Below are 23,261 nucleotides of genomic sequence, written 5' to 3'. Positions count from 1 at the left end.
CCCGGCGCGGGCCGCGGCAGCGAGTCTCGACGAGCCGGACGGAAGGGAGGTATCCGCAGCCGACGACCGACGAAGGAGGGGTCGCGGTCGGTGCGGCGCGAGCTTCGTCGCGGAAAGCGGGCAACCCCAACGGACGGGTTCCCGCCCCCGCGCTCCTCCGGCACAACCCGGGGGCCGTCCGTCCGTGCTGGGGAGCGATGGCTGGCGGCCCCCGGGCCACCACGGCCCGGGATGAACGTGGGGACCGGGCGTCAGTACCACTGCGCGAAGTCGGCCTTGCGGATCATGCAGTGCACGCCCTTCGTCGCGTCCACCACCTGGCTGACCTCGAAGTCACCGGCCGCGGACAGGTACGCCATCGCGGTGGACCGGTCGAACCCGAAGCGCTCCACCAGGAACGTGATCGCGTGGCGTACACACTTCTTCATCGCCTCGCCCAGGTCCTCGTCCATGCCGGTCGGGATCCAGTACCCCGGCGACTCCAGCAGCGGGTTGCGCAACGTGCCCGTCGCCGCCCTCGCCTCCGCCCCGGTGAGCACCGTGAGCCGGAGGGTGGCGCGCAGCGACGCCTCCAGCGCGGTCAGCGCGACCTCGCCGTTGCCCTGCGCGTAGTGCGGGTCGCCCGTGAAGAAGAGTGCGCCGGGCACCGTGACCGGCAGGTAGAGGGAGCTCCCCACCTGCGCCCACTTCACGTCGATGTTGCCGCCGAAGTCGCCGGGCGCCACCGAGTGCACCGGTTCGCTCGTGGCCGGTGCCACCCCCATCAGGCCGAGGAAGGGGTCGAGCGGGAAGCGCGCCTGCCTGCCGTCGGTGGCGGCCATGGAGCTGACCAGCCGGCCGCCGGACAGGCCGACGCGGCAGAACTGGAAGACGCCCTGCGTGCCCTCGGGCAGCTCGCCCGGCAGCGCGCCGTAGCCGTGGCGGCTGCTCACGAACCCGTAGGGCGTGCGCGGCGACAGGTCGAGGACGTCGATCCTCAGTACGTCGCCCGGCTCGGCGCCTGCGACCTCGATCGGCCCGGTCACGACGTGCGGGCCGTCGTCCGATCCGTTGGGGATGGCGCTGGCGGCGATCGCCTTCGCGTCGTGCAGCACCTCACCGGGCTCGACCCCGTGACTGCCCAGGAAGGCGACCGGGTCACGGCCCTGGTCGTACAGGATGCCCTCGTGGCTGAGGGTGTCGATGGTGACCGTGTCGCCGGAGTCGACCGTCAGGCAGGGAGCGGACTTCTCGTTCGGCAGCCAGCCCCAGCTCACCGTCTCCGGGGTCGAGGTGAGCAGGTGGCGGCCGGCGATGGTGCCCTCGCCCGGTTGCAGCACGGTCGGGTTCATGCGGGGTCTCCTGTGTCTGCTGTTGCGTCGTCAGTGACCCGGGGCAGGCCGACGATCAGGTCGATCTCCACCTGGGCGCCCACGGCGAGGCCGGTGGTGCCGACGCAGGTGCGGCTGGGCAGTGCAGCGGTGAACCAGGTGCGGTACACCGCGTTGAACGCCTCGAACTCGGTGAAGTCGGTGAGATAGACGCGCACCATGAGCGCGTCGTCGAGGCCCACCCCGAACGGGGCGAGACAGGCGAGCAGGTTGAGCCGCACCTGCTCGGCCTGGGCGACGAGACCGCCGGGCACGAGCTCGCCGGTGGCCGGGTCGGTGGGCATCTGCCCGGTGACGAACAGCAGTGACCCCCACTGGGTCACGTGCGAGAACGGGGCGACGGCGGGGGGGACGCCCTGCTCGGGGGTGAAGCTGAAGGACCGGCGCCGTTGACTCATGACTAAACCTCCACCGTGTGCACCGCCCGGAGGAACCGGACGGCCGTCGGATGCTGCGGGTTGTCCAACACCTGCTGGGGTGACCCCTGCTCGAGCACCCGGCCGTCGGCCATGAAGACCACCCGGTCCGCGACCTCCCGCGCGAAGCCCAGCTGGTGGGTGGCGATCAGCATCGTGAGGCCCTCGTCCAGGGCGAGCGAGCGGACCACCTCCAACACCTCCTGCACCAGCTCCGGGTCGAGCGCCGAGGTCGGCTCGTCGAGCAGCAGCACCTGTGGCCGACCGGCGAGCGCCCTGGCGATGCCGACGCGCTGCTGCTGACCGCCCGACAGCTGGCGGGGCAACGCGTGCGCCCTGGCGCTCAGCCCGACCCGGCCCAACAGGCGGTCGGCCTCGGCGAGCGCCTCGTCCTTCGGGACCCGGTGCACCCAGCGCAGCGGCACCGCGACGTTCTCCCGCGCGGTGAGGTGCCCGAACAGGTTGAAGTGCTGGAACACCATGCCGACGCCGGCCTGCACCCGCTGCCGGGCGACCTCCCGCTCGGGCAGCGCCACGCCGCCGTCGCGGTATCCCACCTCGATGCCGTCGAACGAGATCGTGCCCGTGTCCAGGGTCTCCAGGTGGTTGATCAGCCGTAGCAGCGTGCTCTTGCCCGACCCGCTGGGGCCGAGCAACGCGACCACCTCGCCCTTGCGGATCTCCATGTCGATGCCGCGCAGCACCTCCTGCTCGGCGAACGCCTTGTGGACGTCGGTGATGGTCAGCGCGACCCGCGCCCGGCGCACGGCCTCGGCTCGGGACACCGCGCTCGTGACCTGTGCGCCGTTCACCCGCGCGCCGTTCACCGGCTCGGCCGCGGCAGCCGTGCCCGCGCCGGGGGCGGCCCCCTCGGCCGTACCCACCTGCGCCGGGCGCCCCCGGCCACGTTTCCCGACGCGGTTGAGATCGACGGTGCGCTCGATGACGAGCTGCAGGCCGGTGATCGCCCCGGTGAGCGCCAGGTACATCACCCCGGACGCGAAGAAGATGCTGAAGTAGTCGAACGTCGCCGACGCCAGCTGGTTGCTGCGCAGGGTCAGCTCCGGAACGGCGATGATCGACGCCAGCGCGGAGTTCTTCATGGTGGACACGGCTTCGCTGCCGATCGCGGGGATGGCCGCCCGCGCGGCCTGCGGCCCCACGATGCGACGCAGGACGGTGCCGGGCCGCAGCCCGACCGCGCGGGCGGCGTCCGTCTGTCCCTTGTCCACCCCGATCACGGCCGAGCGGAAGATCTCGGCGAAGAAGGTGGCCTCGTTCGCGGCCAGGGCGACCCCGGCCGCCACGATCGGGCTCAGCACGATCCCGGCGTGCGGCAGCGCGGTGAACACGAACACGAGCTGGAGCACCAGCGGCGTGCCCCGGAAGATCACGCTGTAGGTGCGCGCGACCCCGGAGACCACTCGGTTCCTGCTCAGCGCCATTCCGGCGAGCAGCAGGCCGAGTGCGAACCCGCCGAAGAAGCCCAGCGCCGTCGCCTGGAGGGTGATCAGGATCCCGTCCAGCAGGTAGGGCATGGACAGGTAGTGCAGGAAACTGTCCATCAGCTCGCTGTGACGAGCGACGGCGCCTGGATCGCGGACTGGTCCAGCTGCCACTTCTGGGCCAGCTGGGTCTGCAGGCCGCTCTTCTGGATCTCGGTGAGCGCCGCGGTGAAGGCGTTGCGGATCGGGAGCTGACCCTTGGGCACGCCGATGCCGATCGAGTAGGGCAGGTGCAGCGTGTCGGCGTTGGCCAGCTTGTCGGGCTGGTCCTTGATGAACCTGTTCACCGTGTTGACGTCGTTGATGTAGGCGTCGGCCCGGCCGGACAGGATCGCCTGCACGCAGTCGGCGTTGTTGTCGAACAGCGCGGTCTGGGCGGGCGGCTTGCCTTCGGACCCGCACTTCGTGTTCTGCGCGTCCACGAGCGGCACCTCGACGAAGCCCTTGTTCAGCGCGGTGGTGGTGCCGCAGAGCGAGTCGTCGATGCCGGTGATCTTCTTCGGGTTGCCCGCGGCGACGAGCACGCCGTCGAAGACCTTCGAGTAGGTGATGAAGTCCGCCGAGGCGGCCCGTTCCTTCGTCGCGTAGATGTCGGAGATGACGAAGTTCGCCTGCCCGCTCTGCAGGGTCGGCAGCAGCGCGTCGAAGGCGACCGGCAGGTAGCTGACCGTGAACCCGAGGCACTCGCCGAGGGCCTCGCTGAGGTCGACGTCGAAGCCCTCGTACTTCGTCGGGTCCGACACCGAGATCGACTCGTACCCGGGCGTGTGCGGGTTGATCGCGTTGGCCAGCGTCTTCCCGGCCAGGTCCGGGTTCTGCGAGCGCAGTTGCGTGCACGCCTGCGACGACGCCAGCGCCGGATACGCCGGAGCGGCGCTGGTGGAGGAGGCGGGCGAGCTGCCACCGCAAGCGGATGCCAGCAGGGTGATGGCACCGGCCGCGGCGAGTAGCGCGGCGGGCCGGAGCAGCCGGTTCAACATGGTGGAGGGATTCCTTCGAGGTGCTGGTGGACCAATAGTCCGTTGGTCGGACCAGCGCACTGTAGGTCGGGGCCCGGGCGTAAATCGGGCACCTGCAGGGATCTGACCTCTTGTTTACCGATCAGAAACGCGGTGGAGCATGCCGGAAACTTTGGTCGGACAAAAGAACCGTGAATGGCGCACGCCGGGCTCTATGCTCAGAACGTGCAGCCCGCATCGGTGCCCCCCATGCCTCAACGCGCCCGCAGCGTCAGCGTCCAGCTCGCAGCGCATTTCGAGCGGTTGATCGCCACCGGCGTGCTGCGGCCGGGTGAGCGGCTGCCCCCGGAGCGGGAGCTGGCCGCGAGCCTGTCGGTGTCGCGCGGCTCGCTGCGGGAGGCGATGCACGAGCTAGAGGCCAAGAACCTGGTGGAGCGCCGCACGGGGCGGGGCACGATCGTCGCCGAGCAGACGGAGTCGGTCACCCAGCTCTACTCCGAGCTCGACGGCGACACGGATGCCTCGCTCGACGACGCCACGGAGCTGCGGCTGATCGTCGAGCCCAAGATCGCCTCGGCGGCGGCGCTGCGGTCGGCCCCGTCCAACCTGGTGCAGCTGGAGGACGTGCTCACGCGCTCGGCGCTGCGGCTCGACGCGGAGACCTCCCTGCAGCTGGACGTGGAGTTCCACCTGCTGCTCGCGCACGCGGCGCAGAACCCCCTGCTCGTCGCGCTGTGCACGATGACCAGCCGCTGGACCGAGACGGTGCGCAGGCACTCGCACGCCACCCTCGAGGGGCGCCTGCGCTCACTGGAGGGGCATCAGGCGATCTACCAGGCGGTGCTCGCCCGCGACCCGGAGGCCGCGGCGGCGGCGATGAACGAGCATCTCAGCGTGATCCGCGACGTGATCGCGCAGCGCACCAGCTAGGAGCGCTGCTTCGCGGGCGAACCCGGAAAACGGGCCGCCCGCATCGGGCGGTGCAATGTGACATAGTACTCGCTGTGGCTGGTGGGGGACCCGTCGACGTGCTCGTCATCGGGGCGGGCATGGTCGGTGCGGCGTGTGCGTACTCCTGTGCCGCGGCCGGCCTGCGGGTCACGGTGCTGGAGCGCGGGGCCGTCGCGAGCGGCACCACCAGCGCAGGCGAGGGCAACATCCTCGTCTCGGACAAGGAACCGGGTGCCGAGCTGGAGCTCGCGCTGCTGTCGGTGCGGCTGTGGGCCGGGCTCGCGGAGCGGGTCGGGGCCGAGCGGCTCGAGTTCGAGCCCAAGGGCGGCGTCGTGGTGGCCCGCACCGCCGAGGCCGCCGACGGGCTGGCGGCCCTCGCGGCCGCGCAACGTGATCGCGGCGTCGAGGTGGTCGACGTGACCGCCGACGAGCTGGCCGAGCTGGAACCGAACCTCACGCGCGAGGTGCGCTCCGGGGCGCACTACCCGCAGGACATGCAGGTGCAGCCCGTGCTCGCCGCCGCCGAGCTGCTGCGCCAGTCACGTCTGCTGGGGGCGACGGTGCACACCGGTTGCGAGGTGCTCGGTCTGCACCGAGGCCGCGACGGCGCGGTCGTCGGCGCCACCACCACCGCAGGCGACTTCTCCGCCCGGTTCACGATCAACGCGGCAGGCACCTGGGGTGGCGACGTCGCGGCGATGGCCGGGGTCCACGTGCCGGTGCTGCCGCGCAAGGGGTTCATCCTCGTCACCGAGCCACTGCCCCGGGTGGTGCGGCACAAGGTCTACTCCGCCGACTACGTGGCCAACGTGGCGAGCGGTGATGCCGGCCTCGAGACGTCCGTGGTCGTCGAGGGCACCCGGGCGGGCACGGTGCTGATCGGGGCGAGCCGGGAGCGGGTGGGCTTCGACCGCCAGGTGTCCCTCGCCGTGCTGCGCAGGCTCGCCGCGCAGGCGATCGAGCTCTTCCCGTTCCTCGCCGACGTGACCCTGCTTCGCAGCTACCTCGGGTTCCGCCCGTACTGCCCCGACCATCTGCCGGTGATCGGCGAGGACCCGCGGGCCCCCGGCCTGGTGCACGCGTGTGGGCACGAAGGCGCGGGCATCGGGCTGGCCGCGGCCACCGGGCACCTGATCGCGCAGGCCCTCACCAGTGCGGTGCCCGACCTCGACCTCACCCCGTTCCGTCCTGATCGCTTCGCCGGGGACGCCGCATGACGGACGCCGGGTACCGGTTCACGCTCGACGGCCACGAGATCGACGCCGAGCCCGGGCATAGCATCGCCGCCGCGCTGATCGCCGCCGGGCACCGCTCGTGGCGCAGCACCCGTGGCCGCGGCGAGCCGCGGGGCGCGTTCTGCGGGATCGGCGTCTGCTTCGACTGTCTGGTGACGGTGAACGGGCGGCCCAACCAGCGGGCGTGTCTCGTCGAGGTGGGTCCCGGCGACCGCGTCGAGCGCCAGGAGGGAACCGGCCGTGGCCACCTCGACCACTGACGCGGGCGGCTCCTACGACGTGGCCGTGCTCGGCGCGGGACCGGCCGGCCTCGCCGCGGCCGCCGCCGCCCGGCGGTCCGGGAGCCGGGTGGCGCTCGTCGACGCCGGCAGCCGGGTGGGCGGCCAGTACTGGCGCCACCGCCGCGACGACGGGGGCGCCGCGCATCACCAGTGGGCGACGCTGCGGCGGCTGCGGGCCGCGGCGGAAGGCCCGGACCTGCTGAGCGGGCACTCCGTCTGGCACGCCGAACGCACCGGCGCCGGGTTCACGCTGCACGCCACCACCTGGGCAGACGGCCGCGAGGTCGCGCGCGAGGTCTCCTGCCGGCGGCTGGTCGTCGCGACGGGTGCCTACGACCGTCAGCTCCCGTTCCCCGGCTGGACCACGCCGGGCGTCTACACGGCAGGCGGAGCGCAGGCGCTGCTCAAGGGCCACGGCGTGCTGGTGGGCAGGCGGGTCGTGGTGGCAGGCACCGGGCCGTTCCTGCTGCCGGTCGCGGCGGGGCTCGCCGCGCGCGGCGCGGAGATCGTCGGGGTCTTCGAGGCCGGGCGCCGCACCGGCGTCGCCCGGCACCCGCTTGCGGTGCTCGGCAGCCTCGACAAGCTCGGGGAGGGCGCGGGGTACGCACGCACGCTGCTGCGCCACCGGGTGCCCTACCGCGCCCGTACCGCCGTGATCGCCGCGCACGGGGACGACGCCGTGCGTGCGGTGACCGTCGCCCGGCTCGATGCGGCATGGAACGTCGTGCCGGGCACCGAGCGCGTGCTGGACTGCGACGCGGTGGCGGTCGGCTACGGGTTCACCCCGCAGCTGGAGATCCCGCTGCAGCTGGGCTGTGCCACCCGGCTGGACGCGGACGGGAGCCTGGTGGGAGTGGTCGACGGCCAGCAGTGTTCCTCCGTGCCGGGCGTCCACCTCGCCGGTGAGGTATGCGGGGTGGGTGGGGCGGCGCTGTCACTCGTGGAGGGCGAGCTGGCCGGGCTGTCCGCCGCGGGTGCGCGGCCCGACGGCCACCTGCACCGCCTGCTGTACCGCAGGCGGGCCCGGTTGCGTGCCTTCGCCGCCGCGCTGCAGCAGGCCTACCCCGTGGGGCCGGGCTGGACCGGCTGGGTGGGGCCCGAGACCCAGGTCTGCCGGTGCGAGGAGGTCACGGCCGGCGAGGTCCGGGCAGCCGTCACCGATCTCGGCGCCACCGACCCGCGCGCCGTCAAGCTGCTGGCCCGCCCCGGGATGGGGCTGTGCCAGGGCCGCGTGTGCGGGTACGCCACGGCGGGTCTGGTGGCGGGGGAGTGCGGCCGCGCGGTCACCGCGCAGGACCTCCTCGGCCTGGCTAGCCGTCCCATCGCGCAACCGGTGACGCTGGGGAGCGTCGCCGCCGGCCCTGTCAGCCCTGTCCGCCCTGTCAGCACAGACGATCCTCCGGAGGACCGATGACCACGCCCACCCGACCCTGGCACGGCGTACTGGTGGCCACCGCACTGCCGCTGCGGCCTGCCGCGTCCGGCTCCCTGGATCCCGACTTCGACGGGTTCGCCGAGCACGTCGCCTGGCTGGCGGCGCAGGGCTGCCACGGCGTCACCCCGAACGGCTCACTGGGGGAGTACCAGACCCTGACCGCCGACGAGCGGGCGCGCGTGGTGACCACCGCGGTTGCGGCGGCGCCTGCGGGCTTCACCGTGATGCCCGGCGTGGCGGCCTACGGGTCGATGGAGGCCCGGCGCTGGGCGGAGCAGGCCGCCGAGGCGGGCTGTGCGGCCGTGATGCTGCTGCCCCCCAACGCCTACCGCGGTGACGAGCGGGCGGTCGTCGAGCACTACCGCGAGGTCGCGCGGGCGGGCCTGCCGATCGTCGCCTACAACAACCCCATCGACACCAAGATCGACCTCGTGCCGGAGCTGCTCGCTGAGCTGTACCAGGAGGGGCTGATCGTCGGGGTGAAGGAGTTCTCCGGCGACGTGCGCCGCAGCTTCCGGATCGCGGAGCTCGCCCCCGGGCTCGACGTGCTGTGCGGCGCCGACGACGTGGCGCTGGAGCTCGCCATCGCCGGTTCGCCGGGCTGGGTCGCCGGCTACCCCAACGCGCTGCCGCGCTCCACGGTGCGGTTCTGGGAGGCGGCCGTGGCGAAGGACCTCGACGTGGCGCTGCCGCTCTACCGGTCGCTGCACCCGCTGCTGCGGTGGGACTCCCGCACGGAGTTCGTGCAGGCGATCAAGCTGAGCATGGACGTGGTGGGGCGTTACGGCGGCCCGTGCCGGCCGCCGCGGGTGCCGCTCACCGCGGAGCAGGAGCAGACCGTGCGCCACGCCACCGAGAAGGTCGTCGCGGAAGGGCTCTCCTGACGATGCGGGCCAACCGGGTCTTCCACGCCGTCGACTCCCATACCGAGGGCATGCCGACGCGGGTGATCACCGGAGGCATGGGGGTGGTGCCCGGCGCCACGATGTTCGCCCGCAGGCAGTACTTCGTCGAGCACCTCGACCACGTGCGCAGGCTGCTGATGAACGAGCCGCGCGGCCACTCCGCGATGAGCGGGGCGATCCTGCAGCCCCCGACCCGCCCCGACGCCGACTGGGGGGTGCTGTTCATCGAGGTGTCGGGGTGCCTGCCGATGTGCGGGCACGGCACCATCGGGGTGGCCACGGTGCTGGTGGAGACCGGGATGGTCCAGGTCACCGAGCCGGTCACCACGATCCGGCTCGACACCCCCGCCGGGCTCGTGGTCGCCGACGTCGAGGTCCGGGACGGCGCGGCGCGGTCCGTCACGATACGGAACGTTCCGTCCTTCGCCGTCGGACTGGACCGGACCGTCGAGGTGGAGGGGTTCGGCACCGTCGCCTACGACATGGCCTTCGGCGGCAACTTCTACGCGATCCTCGGCCTCGACCAGGTCGGCATCCCGTTCGATCGCGCGGAGAAGCAGCGGATGCTCGACTTCGGGCTGGCGATGATGGACGCCGTCAACGCCGAGGACCGCCCGGTGCACCCGGAGAACCCCGATGTCGCGGGCTGCCACCACGTCTATCTCGCCGCACCGGGCTCCACGGCGCGGCACTCGCGGCACGCGATGGCCATCCACCCGGGCTGGTTCGACCGGTCGCCGTGCGGCACGGGCACCAGCGCGCGGATGGCACAGCTGAACGCCCGCGGCGAGCTGCCCCTGGACACCGACTTCGACAACGAGTCGTTCATCGGCACCCACTTCATCGGGCGGCTGGTCGAGGAGACGACGGTGGGCGGCCTGCCCGCGGTCGTCCCGACGATCACGGGACGGGCCTGGATCACGGGCACGGCGCAGTACTTCCTGGACCCCGACGACCCGTTCCCCGAGGGCTTCCAGCTGTGAGCGGGCCCGTCGTGCTCGACGCGGCTGCGGTGGAGCGCGCGCTCCCGATGCCGGCCGCGATCGCGGCGGTGCGGGAGGCGTTGCTCGCCGGGCTCGACCCGGACCACGACCCCCCGCGCGGCGTGGTGCCGGTCGAGCACGGCCAGCTGCTGCTCATGCCCGCCCAGTGGGGCAGGTACGCCGGCGTCAAGCTCGCCACGGTGGCCCCGGCCAACCCGGACCGGGGACTGCGCCGCATCCAGGGTGCCTACCTGCTCCTGGACGCGGAGACGCTCACCCCGCTCGCGTTCCTGGACGGGGCGGCGCTCACCACGATCCGCACCGCCGCGGTGTCGGCGGTGGCCGTCGACCTGCTCGCCGGGGCCGACGCCCGCCGGCTGGTGGTGTTCGGCTCCGGGCCGCAGGCGCGCGGCCACCTCGCGGCGCTGCGGGCGATCCGGCCGATCCGCCAGGTCGTCGTCGTGGGGCGGCACGAGGGGCGGACGCACGCGTTCGCCGCGGAGGCCGGGGCGGCGGGTCTCGACGCCCGGGTGGGCGACCCCGGGGACGTGGTGGGCGCGGGCCTGGTCGTGTGCGCCACCACCGCGCGCACCCCGCTGTTCGACGGCACCCTGCTCGGGCCGGACACCACCGTGGTGGCGGTGGGCTCGCACGAGCCGGAGGTGGCGGAGGTCGACATGTCCACCGTCTGCGGCTCGACCGTGGTGGTGGAGGCGAGGTCGGCGGCGCTGCGCGAGGCGGGCGACGTGCTCGGCCCGGTACGGGCAGGGCTGCTCGACCCGGACTCGCTGCTGGAACTGGCTGGCCTCGTCCGTGGCGCGCCGGTCCCGCCCGGACGTCCGCGGCTGTTCAAGAGCGTCGGGATGGCGTGGGAGGATCTGGTGCTCGCGGCCGCCACCCACGCGGCAGCCGGCGCCGATCGAGGGGGGCGATCATGACCGTGGACGACCGGCCGGGTCCTGTCCTGTCCCCGCTGCGGGTGCGCCGCAACCTGCGCGAGGAGATCACCCAGACGCTGCGTGCCGCCGTGATCTCCGGCGAGCTGCGCCCCGGCGTCGTCCACTCTGCACCGCACCTGGCCGCGCAGTTCGGGGTCTCGGCCACCCCGGTGCGCGAGGCGATGCTCGACCTGGCCAAGGAAGGCCTCATCGACGTGGTGCGGAACAAGGGGTTCCGCGTCACCGAGCCGTCGCAGAAGGACCTCGACGACCTCAGCGAGCTCCGGGCGCTCATCGAGGTACCGACGGTCCGCCGCATCGCCGAGGCGGGGGCCGCTCCCGCCGTCATCGAGGAGCTGCGGCCGCTCGCCGTGGAGATCGAGGACGCCGCCACACGCCACGACCTGATCGCCCACGTCGCCGCCGACATGGAGTTCCACCTCCGGCTGCTCGCGCTCGCGGGCAACGCGCACCTGGTCGAGCACGTGCGTTCGCTGCGCGCCCAGTCGCGGATCTACGGGCTGCGCAGCCTGGCCGAGCGGGGGGAGCTGGTGCCGTCCGCACACGAGCACGCGGAGCTGCTCGACCTCGTGGCCGCGGGAGACGCCGAGGGCGCCGAGCGCCTCATGCGCGCCCACATCGGGCACGTCCGCGGGATCTGGGCCGAGTAGGAGCGGGCCGCTCACCGGTCGGGGCGCAGCTCGTGCAGGATCTCCTCGGCGCGGGCGGTGGCGGCTGCGGGTTCGACGTCCGGTGACCCCACCTGGGGATCCCAGTTCAGGTCGTAGAACACCTCGGTGACGCCCTGCTCGCCGAGCCAGGCGGTGTCCTCGCGGATCTTGTCGTACGAGCCGGACAGCCGCTGGTCGGGCGCGCCGCCGGCGCGGACCACGCCGCGGACCACGATGCGGACGGCGTCCGGGTCCTTGCCGGCCTTCTCGGCCGCCTCGCGGACCGTCGTGATCTGCCCGCTGATCTTCGTCAGGTCGGTGGCGCTGCGGCTCATCCAGCCGTCGGCCAGGCGCCCGGCCCGCTGCAGCGCGGCCTCCGCTGCGCCGCCCAGCAGCAGTGCGGGCCCGACCGGCTTGGGCGCCATCCGGCTCGGCAGCACGGTGTAGAACTCGCCGTCGAACTCGCTGACCTCGTCGCGGAACAGGGTGTGCAGCGCCTGGAGGTACTCCTCGGCACGGGCGCCGCGGCGCTCCTGGCTCGCCCCGCTGGCCACGAACTCCTCGCGCTGCCAGCCGGTGCCGAGCCCGAGGTCGAGCCGGCCACCGGACAGCAGGTCGAGCGTCGAGGCCTGCTTCGCGAGGTAGGCCGGGCTGACGAACGGCAGGTTCACCACCGCGACGCCCAGCCGGATCCGCGTCGTACGCGCGGCCACGTAGGACAGCGCCACCAGCGGGTCGAGCACGCTGCGGTAGACCACGTCGAGGGCCTCGGGATCGGCGGGGGTGAGCAGCCGCTGGAACGTCCACAGCGAGCCGTAGCCCAGCTCCTCGGCCCGTTCCGCGAAGCCCGCGAGGTTCTCCGGGCCTGCCCAGGCCCCTGACACCGGTGCACCGAAACCGATCCTCATGCGCCCTATCGTCGCGGGCGTGGCCGCCTCAGCACACGGCGGGCGACACACGACACAGTTCGAGCAGGCGGCGCCGGGTCCCGCTCCTGTGGATCTCCGGCGCCGCCGTAGCATCCGGTCGCATGCCACAGGACGACACCGGCCGACTTCCCGAGCAGCCCGTCGGAGGTCGCACTTCCGGGCCGCCCGCGGTCGTCCCGTCGCTCTCGATCGTCAACTGCCAGGTGTTCGACGGGGTGTCCGCCGACCTCACCGGCGGGCCGGTCCACGTCGTCGACGGGCGGATCACCGAGGTCGGGCCGGGCGCGAACGCCACGGCGGACCTCGTGATCGACGCCCGCGGCGGCACGGTGCTACCCGGCCTGATCGACGCGCACTTCCACGCCTACGGGATCGGCCTCGACCTGCTCGGCATCGAGTCGCGCTCCCTGAGCTACGTGGCGCTCGCCGGCGCCCGGCGCCTCGCGGGCGCCCTCGCCCGCGGCTTCACCACGGTCCGCGACGTGGCGGGCGGTGACCCGGGGCTCGCGGCGGCGATCGCGCAGGGGCTCGTCCCGGCACCGCGCTACCTCTACACCGGCCCGGCTCTCAGCCAGACCGGCGGGCACGGCGACGCCCGGGGCGCCGACAGTGACCTGTGCGGCTGCCACGCGCACATGAACGAGGTGGTCGACGGCGTGGACGCGCTGCGGCGGGCGGTGCGCGACCGGTTCCGCCGCGGTGCCCACGCGATCAAGATCATGACGTCCGGCGGCGTCGTCTCCCTCACCGATCCGATCCGGATGCCGCAGTACTCGCCCGACGAGGTCAGGGCCGTCACCGAGGAGGCCGCGCGGCGCGGCAGCTACGTCGCGGCGCACGCGTACTCGCCGGAGGCCATCCGGCACGCGGTGGAGAACGGCGTGCGCTCGATCGAGCACGGCAACCTGCTCGACGCCGACACCGCGGCCCTGATGGCGGAGCACGGGGCGTTCCTGGTGCCCACGCTCATCACCTACGACGCGATGGAGCGGCGCGGGGCGGAGGTGGGGCTGGCACCGGTGGGACAGGCGAAGAACCGGGAGGTCCTCGCCGCGGGCCGGGCCGCCCTCGAGCTGGCGCGCGCCGCGGGCGTGCGCATCGGGTTCGGCACGGACCTGATGGGCGTTCTGGAGGACGAGCAGCTCGGTGGGCTCCGCGTGCAGGTGGAGGTGGAGGGCGTGCTGCGCACGCTGCAGGCCGCCACGTCGGTGAACGCGGAGCTGCTCGGGCGCCCCGACCTCGGGCGCGTCCGGGCCGGGGCCGTCGCCGACCTGCTGCTCGTCGACGGCGACCCGTTCGCTGATCCCGCGTTGCTGTGGGCGGGTTCGGAGCGGCGCACCGTGATCCAGGCCGGCGTGCCGGTGGGTCGGTAGCGGCTCGCGGAACCGGGCGGTCGAGCGCTCGGACCACGTGGCGGGTGGAGATGACGGCCATGTCGGGGTGGCCGCCGGCGATTCGCAGGAGGCGGTCGCGCGCGTTCTCCCCGGGTCCGCGGTGAGGGGGCCGTGGAACGGGTGGACGAGCTGTTCCGGGCGATCGACGCCATGGACTCGGCTGCCGCCGCGCGGGCGTTCAGCAAGCACGGAACGTCCCGTTTCGGAAACGGTGAACGAGCCGTCGGCAGGGAGCACACAGGTCGAGGGGGTTCTGTGGCGAGCAGACGTGGAGCGCGGGCCCTGGCTCGCCGTCTTCGTGCCCCAGGGCATGCCGCACGGCTTTCGCGTCTCGGACGCGGGCCCGGGCCGGACGCTGCTCATCATGGCCCCGTCGGGCTTCGACGAGTTCGTCGCAGAGCTGTCGGAGCGGCCGGGCGGCTGACGCTGCCCGACCGGGTGCCGCCGACCCGGCCCGCGTCGCGGCCATCGCCGCTGCGCACGGGATCGAGATCCTCCCGCCGTCCGGCCACGGGAGCGCTGCCGGCCGTGACGGCAGCCCGGCAGCGCCGTGACGGTGCCGCGATCCCGGCCCGGGCTGCGCGCCGTCGGTCGCCGGTGGATCAGGGCCGCAGGATCAGCCGGATCGGGTTGTCCTTCTTGTGCTGCAGCCGGTCGACGGCCTCCGCGGCGTCGGCGAGGGGGAGGACGTCGCTGATCGAGCGGGAGAGCTCGAGCCGGCCGCGGCGGGTGAGGACGACGAGTTCCTCCACGTGCTCGGGCCGGGAACCGTAGTGGCCCAGCACCTGCTGGCGGAGGTAGCTGAAGCGCACGGAGTTCGGGATCGCCAGCGGGTGGTCCCCGAGCCCGATGAGGACGAGCCTGCCCTCGGGGGCCAGGCAGCGCACCGCCTGCCCTGGCACCGCCGCCACGCCGGCGAAGTCGAACGCGACGGCCAGGCCGCCGCCGGACTCCTCCAGCACGCGTTCCCGGAGGTCCGGGTCGGCGGGGTCGAGGGCGATGTCGGCGCCGAAGGCGAGTGCGCGCTCGCGGGCGGCGGGCAGCGGGTCGACCGCGAGGATCGGCGCGGCGCCGATCAACCGCAGCAACTGGACGGCGTGCGCGCCGAGACCACCCGTGCCCCAGACCCCCACGGCCTGCGCCGGCCGGGTGCGGGCCGTCGTGGTCACCGCGGCCCACGGCGTCGAGACGGCGTCCGGGATGATCGCGGCCTGCTCGAACGGCAGGTCGTCGGGGATCGCGACGAGGGTGTGCGCCGAGGCGAGCGCGTGCTCCGCCCAGCCCCCGTCGTAGTCGACACCCCTGGTCAGGACGGAGCCCTGCGGGCCCTGCTCGCCCGCCTGGAGCAGCACCCGCCTGCCGGGCTGCCACCCGGACACCCCGGGGCCGAGAGCGTCGATCACGCCGGCGACCTCGTGGCCGAGCGTCACGGTGTCGCCGGTGAGCAGGGTCGGCTTGAGCATGCCGTCGATGAGATGGACGTCGGAGAGGCAGACACCGGCCGCCTTCACCGCGATCCGCACCTGGCCGGGACCGGGTTCGGGGAGGGGGACGTCCTCGATGCGGAACTCGTGGTTTCTCACGTCGAGCCGTCCGGCGAGCATGCGATCACCTGTCCTGTCGGTCTCTTCGTCGGTTGTGGCCTGACGCGCTCTCCGTCGTGATCATCGCGCGTCGGTTCGATGGTGCCCGACCGCGGGTCGGCGGCGTGTGGTTGAGAGCAAGTCTGCTTCGACCGGACGCCACAAATCGGCGTGCTCGGCTCGGGGTCGTAATCGGGCGCAATTCGGCGACGAACCTGAGCGCCGGGCACTCTCGGGGTGACTCTGCGACAATCCGGAGGATGGGAATCGAGGCGCGAACGTCCTTGCCGGGTCTGATCGGCCGGATCGTGGTGGTGGTTCTGACCCTCGTTGTCGTGGCCGCCTGTGGCGCCCCTGCCACCTCCGGAACCGGGAACTCCGGAGCTCCGGCGGCGGACTATGTCGACATCTCAGGAGTTCCCGTTGCGCCGCCGCCACCCCCGGCCCAGCCGGGTGGTTCGACCGGCACCTGGCGTATCGAGTGCGGACGCGACGCGCAAGGCATTCACAATTCGGACAATCTGGTCGGCGATCCCGGTGACCCCGGCGGGGCCCATCATTTCCACGACTATGTGGGCAACGTCTCGGTCAATGCGCAGTCCACCGACCAGAGCCTGGCTGCGGCGGCCACCACCTGCCCGGACGGCGACAAGTCCGCGTACTACTGGCCCGTGCTGCGGGTTCCGGGTCCGGGTGGTCCGCCCCGCCTCGACGACGCCGCCGACCACAACGAGGGGCAGATCCTCGTGCCGAGTTCCGTGCTGCTCGAGTACCGCGGCAGCCCCACCGGCTCGGTCGTGCCGATGCCCGAGTTCCTGCGTGCGACCACGGGAAACGCGCACGGCTTCACGGCGGGCGGGGCGAACACCGAGCACGTGCAATGGTCCTGTTCAGGGGCCAGTGACCGCGTCGCCCGGCAGTACCCGCGGTGCGCGCCCGGTCAGCAGGTGGTCCGGATCTTCGACATGCCCAGCTGCTGGAACGGCAGGACCACCGACAGTGCCGACCACCGCTCGCATCTGGTGTTCCCGGACTCCACGGGCTCCTGCCCGAACGACACCTTCCCGGTGCCCCAGCTACACATGGAGATCTCCTACGCGGTCCCTCCGGGAGTGGACTACACCATCGACAGTTTCCCCGAGGAGCGGCACAGCCCCATCAGCGACCACGGCGACTACATCGACGTCATGCCGGACTCACTGATGGCCCGGGCGGTTTCCTGTATCAACTCGGGACAACGCTGCAGGCCATGAGCCGGACACGTGCCGTATACCGGCCGTTCGGGACGGCATTTGGTCGGCTTGTCCTGTTCGCCCATGAATGCACTGATACCAAGTGGGACGTCGCTCTCACTGCCGAGTCGGGTGAACCTTCTCGGGATCGGAGCCGTTTTCCAGGCGATGCGCTCCCACACCCCCGCCCATGCAGAATCCGTGCAGCGTCATGAAATGATGATGCCGTCCACAGTGTTGTTGCTGCCCGCAGCGGGCAGCGCAGTTCGTGATCGGTCGCATTTCGGACGCCGGGCTCGGGGGGGTGGCCAGGCAGGGCGGTGTCCGGCGGCAGCCGCGCAGGAGTCGATCGGTCGACCGCGTCATCACCAAGTGGGTCCCCGGCCGGACCGGGGGCTGAGGCGACGACGGGTGGGGGTCCGTCCTCGTCTGCGATGGATGTCCGCGGTGGGGGTGAGCCGGGCTGTCGGCGCCGTGGACCGTTCAGGCACGACTCGAGGGGTCCGTTCTGTGGGGGAAGGTGGTGGGGGGATGGCGGGGCAGAAAGCTCGTGACCGCCGGAACATGGCGGACGAGGCGCTCGTCCGCTCGTTGTTCAACGAGCACGGTAAGGCGATGCTGGGGTACGCCACGAGGCTGACGGGTGATCGTGCCGCTGCCGAGGACGTCGTGCAGGAGGCGGTGCTGCGCGCGTGGCGCAGCCCGGACAGCCTGGTCAACAGCAGGGGTTCGGTGCGCGGGTGGCTGCTCACCGTGATCCGCAACATCATCATCGACCGGGCGCGGGCCCGGAACGCCCGGCCGACCGAGGTGGCCGAGACCCAGAGCACGGTGCCGGTCGAGCGCGACCACGCCGACCGGGTGGTCGACAGCATCGTCGTGCTCGACGCGCTGGAGCACCTTTCGACCGAGCACCGTGACGTGCTCGTGCAGATGTATCTGAACGGCCGCACGGTCGGGGAGACCGCCGAGGTGCTCGGTATCCCGAGCGGCACGGTGAAGTCGCGCTCCTACTACGCCCTGCGTGCACTGCGCGACCACTTCCCGAAGCGCCCGGTGGGCGTGGAAGGAGCGGCGTGATGAGGCTGTCGGACGACCATGTCGACATCGACGGCTACATCGTCGGCGGCCTGGATCCCGACTCGGCCCGAGCGGTCGAACAACACCTCATCGGATGCGCCGACTGCCGGGACGAGGTGCACTCCCTGCGTGAGGTCCAGGAGTTGCTGGCCTCGGTTCCCGTCGAGGCATTCCTGGAAGGCCCCCCGGACGACGCGGACCTGCTGTTGCAACGCACCCTGCGCCAGATGCGCGCCGACGTGTCCGGCACGACCGGTCGCCGCACGAGGTGGGCCGCCGCGGCGGGGGTGATCGCGGCTGCCGCCGCGCTCTGCGTCGGCGTGCTCGTCGGCCGGACCACCGCGAACGTTCCGCAGGTGCTCGCGGAGGCTCCCACACCGGCCTCCGCGTCTCCGCAGGTGCCGGGCACCCGGTTCGCCAGCGCACAGGACCCCACCACCGGCGCGCGGCTGACCGTGCGGATGGCGCCGGCTGTCGGGTGGGTGCGCGTCAACGCGGCGGTGACCGGAATCCCCGCCGGTCAGGCGTGCCAGCTGATCGTGGTGGGCCGCGACGGCCAGCGTCAGACGGCCGGGAGTTGGCTCGTCTCGGCGTCGACGGCGGCCCAGGGGGTCAGCCTCGACGGTGCGGTGCTGCTCGACCCCGCTGCGGTGACGCAGGTACTCGTGCAGAACACCAGCGGGCACCAGTTCGTCACAGCGAACGTCTGACACCGGCCGAGCAGGCGGGCTCGCCGTCGCGAGCGCACCGCCGACGCCGGTTCGTCTTTGACGCGCTTCTCCACCTGGGTGCACCGGCCGCCGAAACCGGCCCGTCGCGCGGGCTCTATTCGCCGACCCGGGTGCCACTTCGCTCTGTCCCGGTCGGCCGAGTACAACGGCAGCGCGCATAGGCGCTCCGAAGAGTTCTCCGAATGGGTAACGCTCTGGATGGGTGCAGCGAAGCGGCTGCGTGTGCGACCGTCGTCGTCTGCACTCGCAGTGCTCGAGTTCCCGAGGAGCCGTATGACCCCGCGCGTGGAACGTCGACGGGACAGGCGCGCCCGGCGGCCGGTCGGGAGACCCGGCCGGCCGTCGATGAAAGAACGTGACTCCGAACTCGCGGAAATAACCCGCCAGCTCCGATCCACGATTGACACGGGGGCCGGCTGCATCATTTCCGTGACCGGTGACCACGGCACCGGGAGAACCAGCCTGCTGAATGCCGCGGAACGAATCGCTCGGGACGAAGGTTTCGAGGTACTGGACGTGGAGGCGGACGAACTGCTGGACAGCGCCCCGCTGGCCGTGGTGTCGGTCCCGCTGCCCATTCCGGAGCCACGGCTCGGAGCCGCGGCGCCCGGTGCTTCCGACATGCCCGACAACATCGGTACGACACCGCGGACGGGGCCCGTTCTCGTTGCGCTCGACGATCTGCACCTGGCGCACTCGGACGCGCTCGCGAATTTGCGCGGAGTGGTGCGGAGGCTCGCCGGACAGCCGGTGGTGTGGCTGCTGTCGTGGCCGGCAGGCGACGGATCGCACCACCTCGAGCAGCTCCTGCGGTCCCTCCGGGGCCGGGTCCCGATCTGTGAGATGTCGCTGGGACCGTTGTCCGACGGTGCCGTCCGGGAACTCGCCGCCGAGATGCTCGGTGCGGAGCCCGCCGTCGCCGTGGAGGAGCTGATCAGGTCGGCGGACGGCAACCCGAAGTTCGTCGTGTCGATCGTCGAGGGGTTCCTCGACGACGTCCCCGGGCCCGATGCCGCGCCGACCGACGTGGTGCCCGCGCATTTCCGCACTCTGGTGACCCGCCGGATCCAGGAGATGTCGCCTGCCGCGCACGGGGTGCTGGAGGTGGCTGCCGTGCTCGGCTCGTCGGTCGTTCCCGACGACCTGGCCCGGATGCTCGGTGTGACCATCGGCTCGCTGACCCCGATCCTCAAGGAGGCGTTGGCCGCGAAGATCCTGGTCGCCGAGTCGGACCAGATGTTCTTCCGCCACAAGGCGGTCCGGCAGGCACTGGTCGACGGGCTGCCGGTGCCCATCCGCGCCGCCGTCCACCGGCAGGCGGCCGAGATGTTCCTGGCTCAGCGGGGCCGGCTCGTGGAGGGGGCGCTGCACCTCGTGCGGGGCGCCCGGGACGTCGACGACGTCACCGTGGAGATCCTCCGCCGAGCCACGGAGGCGGCCCGGGACACCCAGCCGGACCTGGGCGCCGAGCTGATCCGGCACGGACTGGAGCTGGTGCCGCGCACCCACGACAAGTTCGGCTCGCTGGTCGCCCTCGCGATCGACGTGTGGGGCCGGGTCGGCCCCCTGTCCCGCGCGGTCGGGCTCGGGGCGGACCCGTCGCTGCGGTCGCTCGGGCCGGCGCAGGCGGCCCAGACGCGGAGCCGGCTGGCGATCGCCCACCTGATGCAGGGCGACCCGGCCGCGGCGCTGGCGGCTGCCGACCAGGTGATCGCCGACGGGCGTAGCCCCGCCGCGACCCGCGACGAGGCGGCGGTCACCCGGCTGTGGGCACTGCTGAGCCGGGACGGCGATCTGGCCCGTGCCTCGGCCGAGGAGCTGGACGGGCCGGCCGCGCCCGACCGTGGACCTCGGCTCGGGGTGCTCGCCGCCCTCGCGTGGCGCGGAGGCGACGCGGCGGAGGCGCTCCGGCTCAGCCGGGAGGCGACGCAGCAGGTCGTGGCGAACCCGATGACGGCGCACGGTTGCCACCCTCCGGTGCTGATCCTGGCCTCGCTGGGGCGGTTCGACGAGGCGGAGGAGTGGCTCGACAGGTCGGCGGACGAGCCCGCCGTGCTGAGGGAGAGCGTGCGCCGCGTCGTACTGGGCCACCTGCTCTTCGCCAGGGGACGGCTCGGTGCCGCGGAGGCCGAGCTGAGCGGAGCCCTCGCCTTCGCCGCGCGCGCCGGGGTCGGCATGGGCACCTCGGTCGCCTGGACGGTGCTGGCGATGGGCGCCGTCATGCGCGGCGACCCGGGGGGAGCGGCCCGGAGCGTGCGCGGGCTGCTGGCCGCGCTGCCGCTGGACGGCGGGTACGCCCGGCCGCAGCTCGGGGCGCTGATCCGGGCACGGGTCGCGGAGGCGGAGGACGACCGGCGCACGGTGGTGGAGATGCTCGACCGCATCGCGGCGAGCGATCACGCCCTGCCCGGCCTGCTGCTCCAGCACCCCTCCCACGCGGCGTGGCTGGTGCGCGCGTCGCTCGGCCGCGCCCGGGGGCCGCTCGCCGACCGGGTGGTCGCCGTCGCCGCCGACCTCGCGGCGCAGGCCCCGGACCTCGACACGCTGGCCGGCTCGGCCGCGCACGCCCGGGGTGTGCTGCTGCGCAGGCCGGACGCCCTCGGGCTCGCCGTCGAGCGGCACGTCGACCCGTGGTGCCGCGCGTCCGCGTCGGAGGACCTGGCCGGCGCGCTCCCGTCCGGCGACCAGGAGCGAGTCGTCGAGGTGCTCACCACCGCGCTCGGTCTCTACGGAGATGTCGGTGCCGAACGGGACGCCGCCCGGATCCGGAAGAAGCTGCGCGGGCTGGGCATCCGGCGCCGGCACTGGAAGTACGCCAGTCGGCCGACCAGCGGGTGGGAGAGCCTCACCGACAAGGAGCGCCAGGTGGCCGATCTAGCGCTGCAGGGCCTCACGAACCAGCAGATCGCCGGGCGGTTGTTCCTCTCCCCGCACACGGTGGCCTTCCACCTGCGGCAGGTGTTCCGCAAGCTCGAGGTGCACTCCCGGCTGGAGCTGGTCCGCCACGCGGCGGGTCACTGACCAGGCCGGACGTCGGCGTCAGCCGATCCGCGCGGCCCGGGCAGCGACGGGCATCCGGACGTGGCGCACGACGTCCAGTGCCGACTCGACGGCCCCCTCGATCCACGCCGGGTACGACGAGCAGTGCTCGCCGGCGAAGAGCAGCCGCCCCTCCGGCCGGGCAGCCAGCAGGCGTTCGTCCTCGCAGGTCGCGGGATCCTTTCCCCAGCGGGCGGCTGCGGCACCGTGACTCCACGGGTCCTGGCCCCAGGACCGCGTGACGACGTCGCGCACCATCCCGGGCCGGGACAGCTGCGGGTGGATCGCCCTGAGCTCGTCGAGCACGGCGGCGATGCGCGTCGCGGGATCCATGTCGTCCAGCACCTGCGCGTCGGCGCCGATGCTGTAGCTCGCCAGCAGGGCGGCGCCGTGCACCGGGTCGTGCTCCACCGGCGGGTAGTAGGTCTGGCGCACCACGCCGCCGGTGAACGAGGCGCCGCCCATGATCCCGTCGCTCTGCCAGAAGGGCTCCCGGCAGTGGACCGCGATCTTGGTCCCCGGCCAGTAGGTCATGTCGTGGATCAGTTCGAGCTTGTCCGGGTGGAGACCGCGGAGCGCGATGTTGCGGAGCACGGAGAACGGAATCGTGCAGATGACGGCGTCGCACTCCATGACGGTGACCTCGGCGCCGTTCCGGACGATCAGCCGGACACCGCGGTCGTGCACGTCGATGCCCACCACCTCGTGTCCGACGAGGATCTCCCCGCGGAGATCGGCCGCGAGCCGGTGCGCGATCTGGTCCATCCCGCCGGTGAGCCGGGACAGGGGTATGCCCGTCTCGGCTGCCATGTCGGCGAAGAAGGACAGGAGCCGGCCACCGTGCTGCATCGCCGCGCGGGAGTGGTCGGCGAAGAACGCGTTGAGATCGACCCCGCCGCTCCACCGGGTGCCGAGATAGGGGCGGACGTCGATCCCGTCGACGAAGTCGAGCAGTTCCCTGAGCACGTCGTCGGACATCGCACGGACGAAGTCGGCGGGAGCGGTGGCGGTGGCGCTCGCCGCGAGCCAGGCGGCGAACCGGACGGTGTCCTCCCGGTGGCCCGTCGCCGGCAGGCGCGACCGGAGCCGGCGCACCAGTACGGGCGAGGCGTCCCGCACCCGGACGTGACCCGGATCGGTGTGGACGTAGGTCCGGTCGTCGGAGAACAGCGTCAGGAACGGGCGGACCCGGCTGCCGAGCCCGAGTTCCCGGATGAGCGCCATGGTGCGTTCGTGGGCGCCGGGGATCCGCATGGCGCCCAGCTCCACCAACGGGCCGGGCACGGCGCTCCCGAAACGGTGCGTGCGGATGCGGCCGCCGACCGTCCGGCGGCTCTCCAGCACCGTGACGTCGTGTCCCCGGCGCTCGAGCTCGCGGGAGGCGACCAGGCCTGCGGCGCCTGCGCCGATCACCACGATCCGGGTGGCCTGCACGGGCTCCGCATCCAGCGGTCCGGCTGGGGACCGATCCTCGGCACATGACATTTCCGCGGACGTACTCATGGGAATTGCGCTCCCTCGTGGCGAGCCCACCGAGCGGGGTCGGGCGCCATTCCCAGCGTGCGCGTTCCGTGGTTCACCGCACATCCCCGGAAGACAGGTGCAGTAGACGGTTCCGAGGACG

The 23,261-nt window shown here is 72.8% G+C and carries 21 protein-coding genes; 14 read left to right on the top strand and 7 right to left on the bottom strand.

From position 1 onward, the window contains the following. Window positions 1-251: 251 nt before the first annotated feature. The 4 genes from AC5L35_RS05575 to AC5L35_RS05560 are packed head-to-tail and all read right to left on the bottom strand — an operon-like array spanning window position 252 to window position 4,271. The gene (locus AC5L35_RS05575) at window positions 252-1,331 is read right to left on the bottom strand and encodes an acetamidase/formamidase family protein (protein WP_495058455.1); all 1,080 of its coding nucleotides are present in this window, start codon (window positions 1,329-1,331) and stop codon (window positions 252-254) included. Then, window positions 1,328-1,768: a RidA family protein gene (locus AC5L35_RS05570; protein WP_495058454.1), complete on the bottom strand. Its 441-nt coding sequence runs from the start codon at window positions 1,766-1,768 to the stop codon at window positions 1,328-1,330. The genes AC5L35_RS05575 and AC5L35_RS05570 overlap by 4 nt, the downstream gene beginning before the upstream one ends. A 2-nt stretch (window positions 1,769-1,770) precedes the next feature. Beyond that, window positions 1,771-3,351: an amino acid ABC transporter permease/ATP-binding protein gene (locus tag AC5L35_RS05565; RefSeq protein ID WP_495058453.1), complete on the bottom strand. Its 1,581-nt coding sequence runs from the start codon at window positions 3,349-3,351 to the stop codon at window positions 1,771-1,773. Next, window positions 3,351-4,271: an ABC transporter substrate-binding protein gene (locus AC5L35_RS05560; protein WP_495058452.1), complete on the bottom strand. Its 921-nt coding sequence runs from the start codon at window positions 4,269-4,271 to the stop codon at window positions 3,351-3,353. The genes AC5L35_RS05565 and AC5L35_RS05560 overlap by 1 nt, the downstream gene beginning before the upstream one ends. A gap of 204 nt (window positions 4,272-4,475) precedes the next feature. Here AC5L35_RS05560 and AC5L35_RS05555 point away from each other — a divergent pair, with 204 nt between their 5' ends. From AC5L35_RS05555 to AC5L35_RS05520, 8 genes are all read left to right on the top strand, one after another. After that, on the top strand, window positions 4,476-5,180 hold the full coding sequence (locus AC5L35_RS05555; protein WP_495058451.1) for a FadR/GntR family transcriptional regulator: 705 nt from the start codon (window positions 4,476-4,478) through the stop codon (window positions 5,178-5,180). A gap of 74 nt (window positions 5,181-5,254) precedes the next feature. Next, window positions 5,255-6,418 carry an NAD(P)/FAD-dependent oxidoreductase gene (locus AC5L35_RS05550; protein ID WP_495058450.1) on the top strand — a complete coding sequence of 388 codons (1,164 nt, stop codon included), beginning with the start codon at window positions 5,255-5,257 and terminating at the stop codon, window positions 6,416-6,418. Then, a complete protein-coding gene (locus AC5L35_RS05545) occupies window positions 6,415-6,696 on the top strand; it encodes a (2Fe-2S)-binding protein (RefSeq protein ID WP_495058449.1) in 282 nt (93 codons plus the stop codon). Before AC5L35_RS05550 ends, AC5L35_RS05545 begins: the two co-directional genes overlap by 4 nt. Further along, window positions 6,677-8,131 carry an FAD/NAD(P)-dependent oxidoreductase gene (locus AC5L35_RS05540; protein ID WP_495058448.1) on the top strand — a complete coding sequence of 485 codons (1,455 nt, stop codon included), beginning with the start codon at window positions 6,677-6,679 and terminating at the stop codon, window positions 8,129-8,131. The genes AC5L35_RS05545 and AC5L35_RS05540 overlap by 20 nt, the downstream gene beginning before the upstream one ends. Beyond that, a complete protein-coding gene (locus AC5L35_RS05535; protein WP_495058447.1) occupies window positions 8,128-9,036 on the top strand; it encodes a dihydrodipicolinate synthase family protein in 909 nt (302 codons plus the stop codon). The genes AC5L35_RS05540 and AC5L35_RS05535 overlap by 4 nt, the downstream gene beginning before the upstream one ends. A gap of 2 nt (window positions 9,037-9,038) precedes the next feature. Beyond that, a complete protein-coding gene (locus AC5L35_RS05530; RefSeq protein WP_495058446.1) occupies window positions 9,039-10,040 on the top strand; it encodes a proline racemase family protein in 1,002 nt (333 codons plus the stop codon). Further along, on the top strand, window positions 10,037-10,978 hold the full coding sequence (locus AC5L35_RS05525; protein ID WP_495058445.1) for an ornithine cyclodeaminase family protein: 942 nt from the start codon (window positions 10,037-10,039) through the stop codon (window positions 10,976-10,978). Before AC5L35_RS05530 ends, AC5L35_RS05525 begins: the two co-directional genes overlap by 4 nt. Continuing rightward, window positions 10,975-11,649, top strand: a complete 675-nt coding sequence (locus AC5L35_RS05520) for a GntR family transcriptional regulator (RefSeq protein ID WP_495058444.1) — start codon at window positions 10,975-10,977, stop codon at window positions 11,647-11,649. Before AC5L35_RS05525 ends, AC5L35_RS05520 begins: the two co-directional genes overlap by 4 nt. An 11-nt stretch (window positions 11,650-11,660) precedes the next feature. Here the strand turns inward: AC5L35_RS05520 and AC5L35_RS05515 are convergent, their stop codons facing one another. Then, on the bottom strand, window positions 11,661-12,557 hold the full coding sequence (locus AC5L35_RS05515) for a TIGR03619 family F420-dependent LLM class oxidoreductase (RefSeq protein WP_495058443.1): 897 nt from the start codon (window positions 12,555-12,557) through the stop codon (window positions 11,661-11,663). 122 nt (window positions 12,558-12,679) lie between these two features. On the opposite strand from AC5L35_RS05515, the gene AC5L35_RS05510 reads away from it, so the two are divergent. Further along, entirely contained in the window at window positions 12,680-13,951 is a 1,272-nt protein-coding gene (locus AC5L35_RS05510) for a metal-dependent hydrolase family protein (protein ID WP_495058442.1), read from the top strand. 289 nt (window positions 13,952-14,240) lie between these two features. Then, the gene (locus tag AC5L35_RS05505; protein ID WP_495058441.1) at window positions 14,241-14,396 is read left to right on the top strand and encodes a hypothetical protein; all 156 of its coding nucleotides are present in this window, start codon (window positions 14,241-14,243) and stop codon (window positions 14,394-14,396) included. Between the two features lie 178 nt (window positions 14,397-14,574). On the opposite strand, the gene AC5L35_RS05500 is transcribed toward AC5L35_RS05505, so the two are convergent. Then, window positions 14,575-15,576, bottom strand: a complete 1,002-nt coding sequence (locus tag AC5L35_RS05500) for a zinc-binding dehydrogenase (RefSeq protein WP_495058440.1) — start codon at window positions 15,574-15,576, stop codon at window positions 14,575-14,577. 239 nt (window positions 15,577-15,815) lie between these two features. Between AC5L35_RS05500 and AC5L35_RS05495 the strand changes: the two genes are divergently transcribed. From AC5L35_RS05495 to AC5L35_RS05480, 4 genes are all read left to right on the top strand, one after another. Continuing rightward, entirely contained in the window at window positions 15,816-16,808 is a 993-nt protein-coding gene (locus AC5L35_RS05495; RefSeq protein ID WP_495058439.1) for a DUF1996 domain-containing protein, read from the top strand. Between the two features lie 510 nt (window positions 16,809-17,318). Next, the gene (locus tag AC5L35_RS05490) at window positions 17,319-17,867 is read left to right on the top strand and encodes a sigma-70 family RNA polymerase sigma factor (RefSeq protein ID WP_495058438.1); all 549 of its coding nucleotides are present in this window, start codon (window positions 17,319-17,321) and stop codon (window positions 17,865-17,867) included. Next, complete coding sequence (locus tag AC5L35_RS05485; RefSeq protein WP_495058437.1) at window positions 17,867-18,577, top strand: anti-sigma factor; 711 nt, start codon at window positions 17,867-17,869, stop codon at window positions 18,575-18,577. The genes AC5L35_RS05490 and AC5L35_RS05485 overlap by 1 nt, the downstream gene beginning before the upstream one ends. A 450-nt stretch (window positions 18,578-19,027) precedes the next feature. Further along, window positions 19,028-21,619 carry a LuxR C-terminal-related transcriptional regulator gene (locus tag AC5L35_RS05480; RefSeq protein WP_495058436.1) on the top strand — a complete coding sequence of 864 codons (2,592 nt, stop codon included), beginning with the start codon at window positions 19,028-19,030 and terminating at the stop codon, window positions 21,617-21,619. A gap of 18 nt (window positions 21,620-21,637) precedes the next feature. Here the strand turns inward: AC5L35_RS05480 and AC5L35_RS05475 are convergent, their stop codons facing one another. Further along, window positions 21,638-23,071, bottom strand: a complete 1,434-nt coding sequence (locus tag AC5L35_RS05475; protein WP_495058435.1) for a flavin monoamine oxidase family protein — start codon at window positions 23,069-23,071, stop codon at window positions 21,638-21,640. Window positions 23,072-23,261 lie beyond the last annotated feature (190 nt).

This window comes from Pseudonocardia sp. OZ21 (assembly GCF_059359135.1).
Note: the sequence above shows the minus strand (reverse complement) of the source record. Positions and strands in the feature narration are given on the sequence as shown.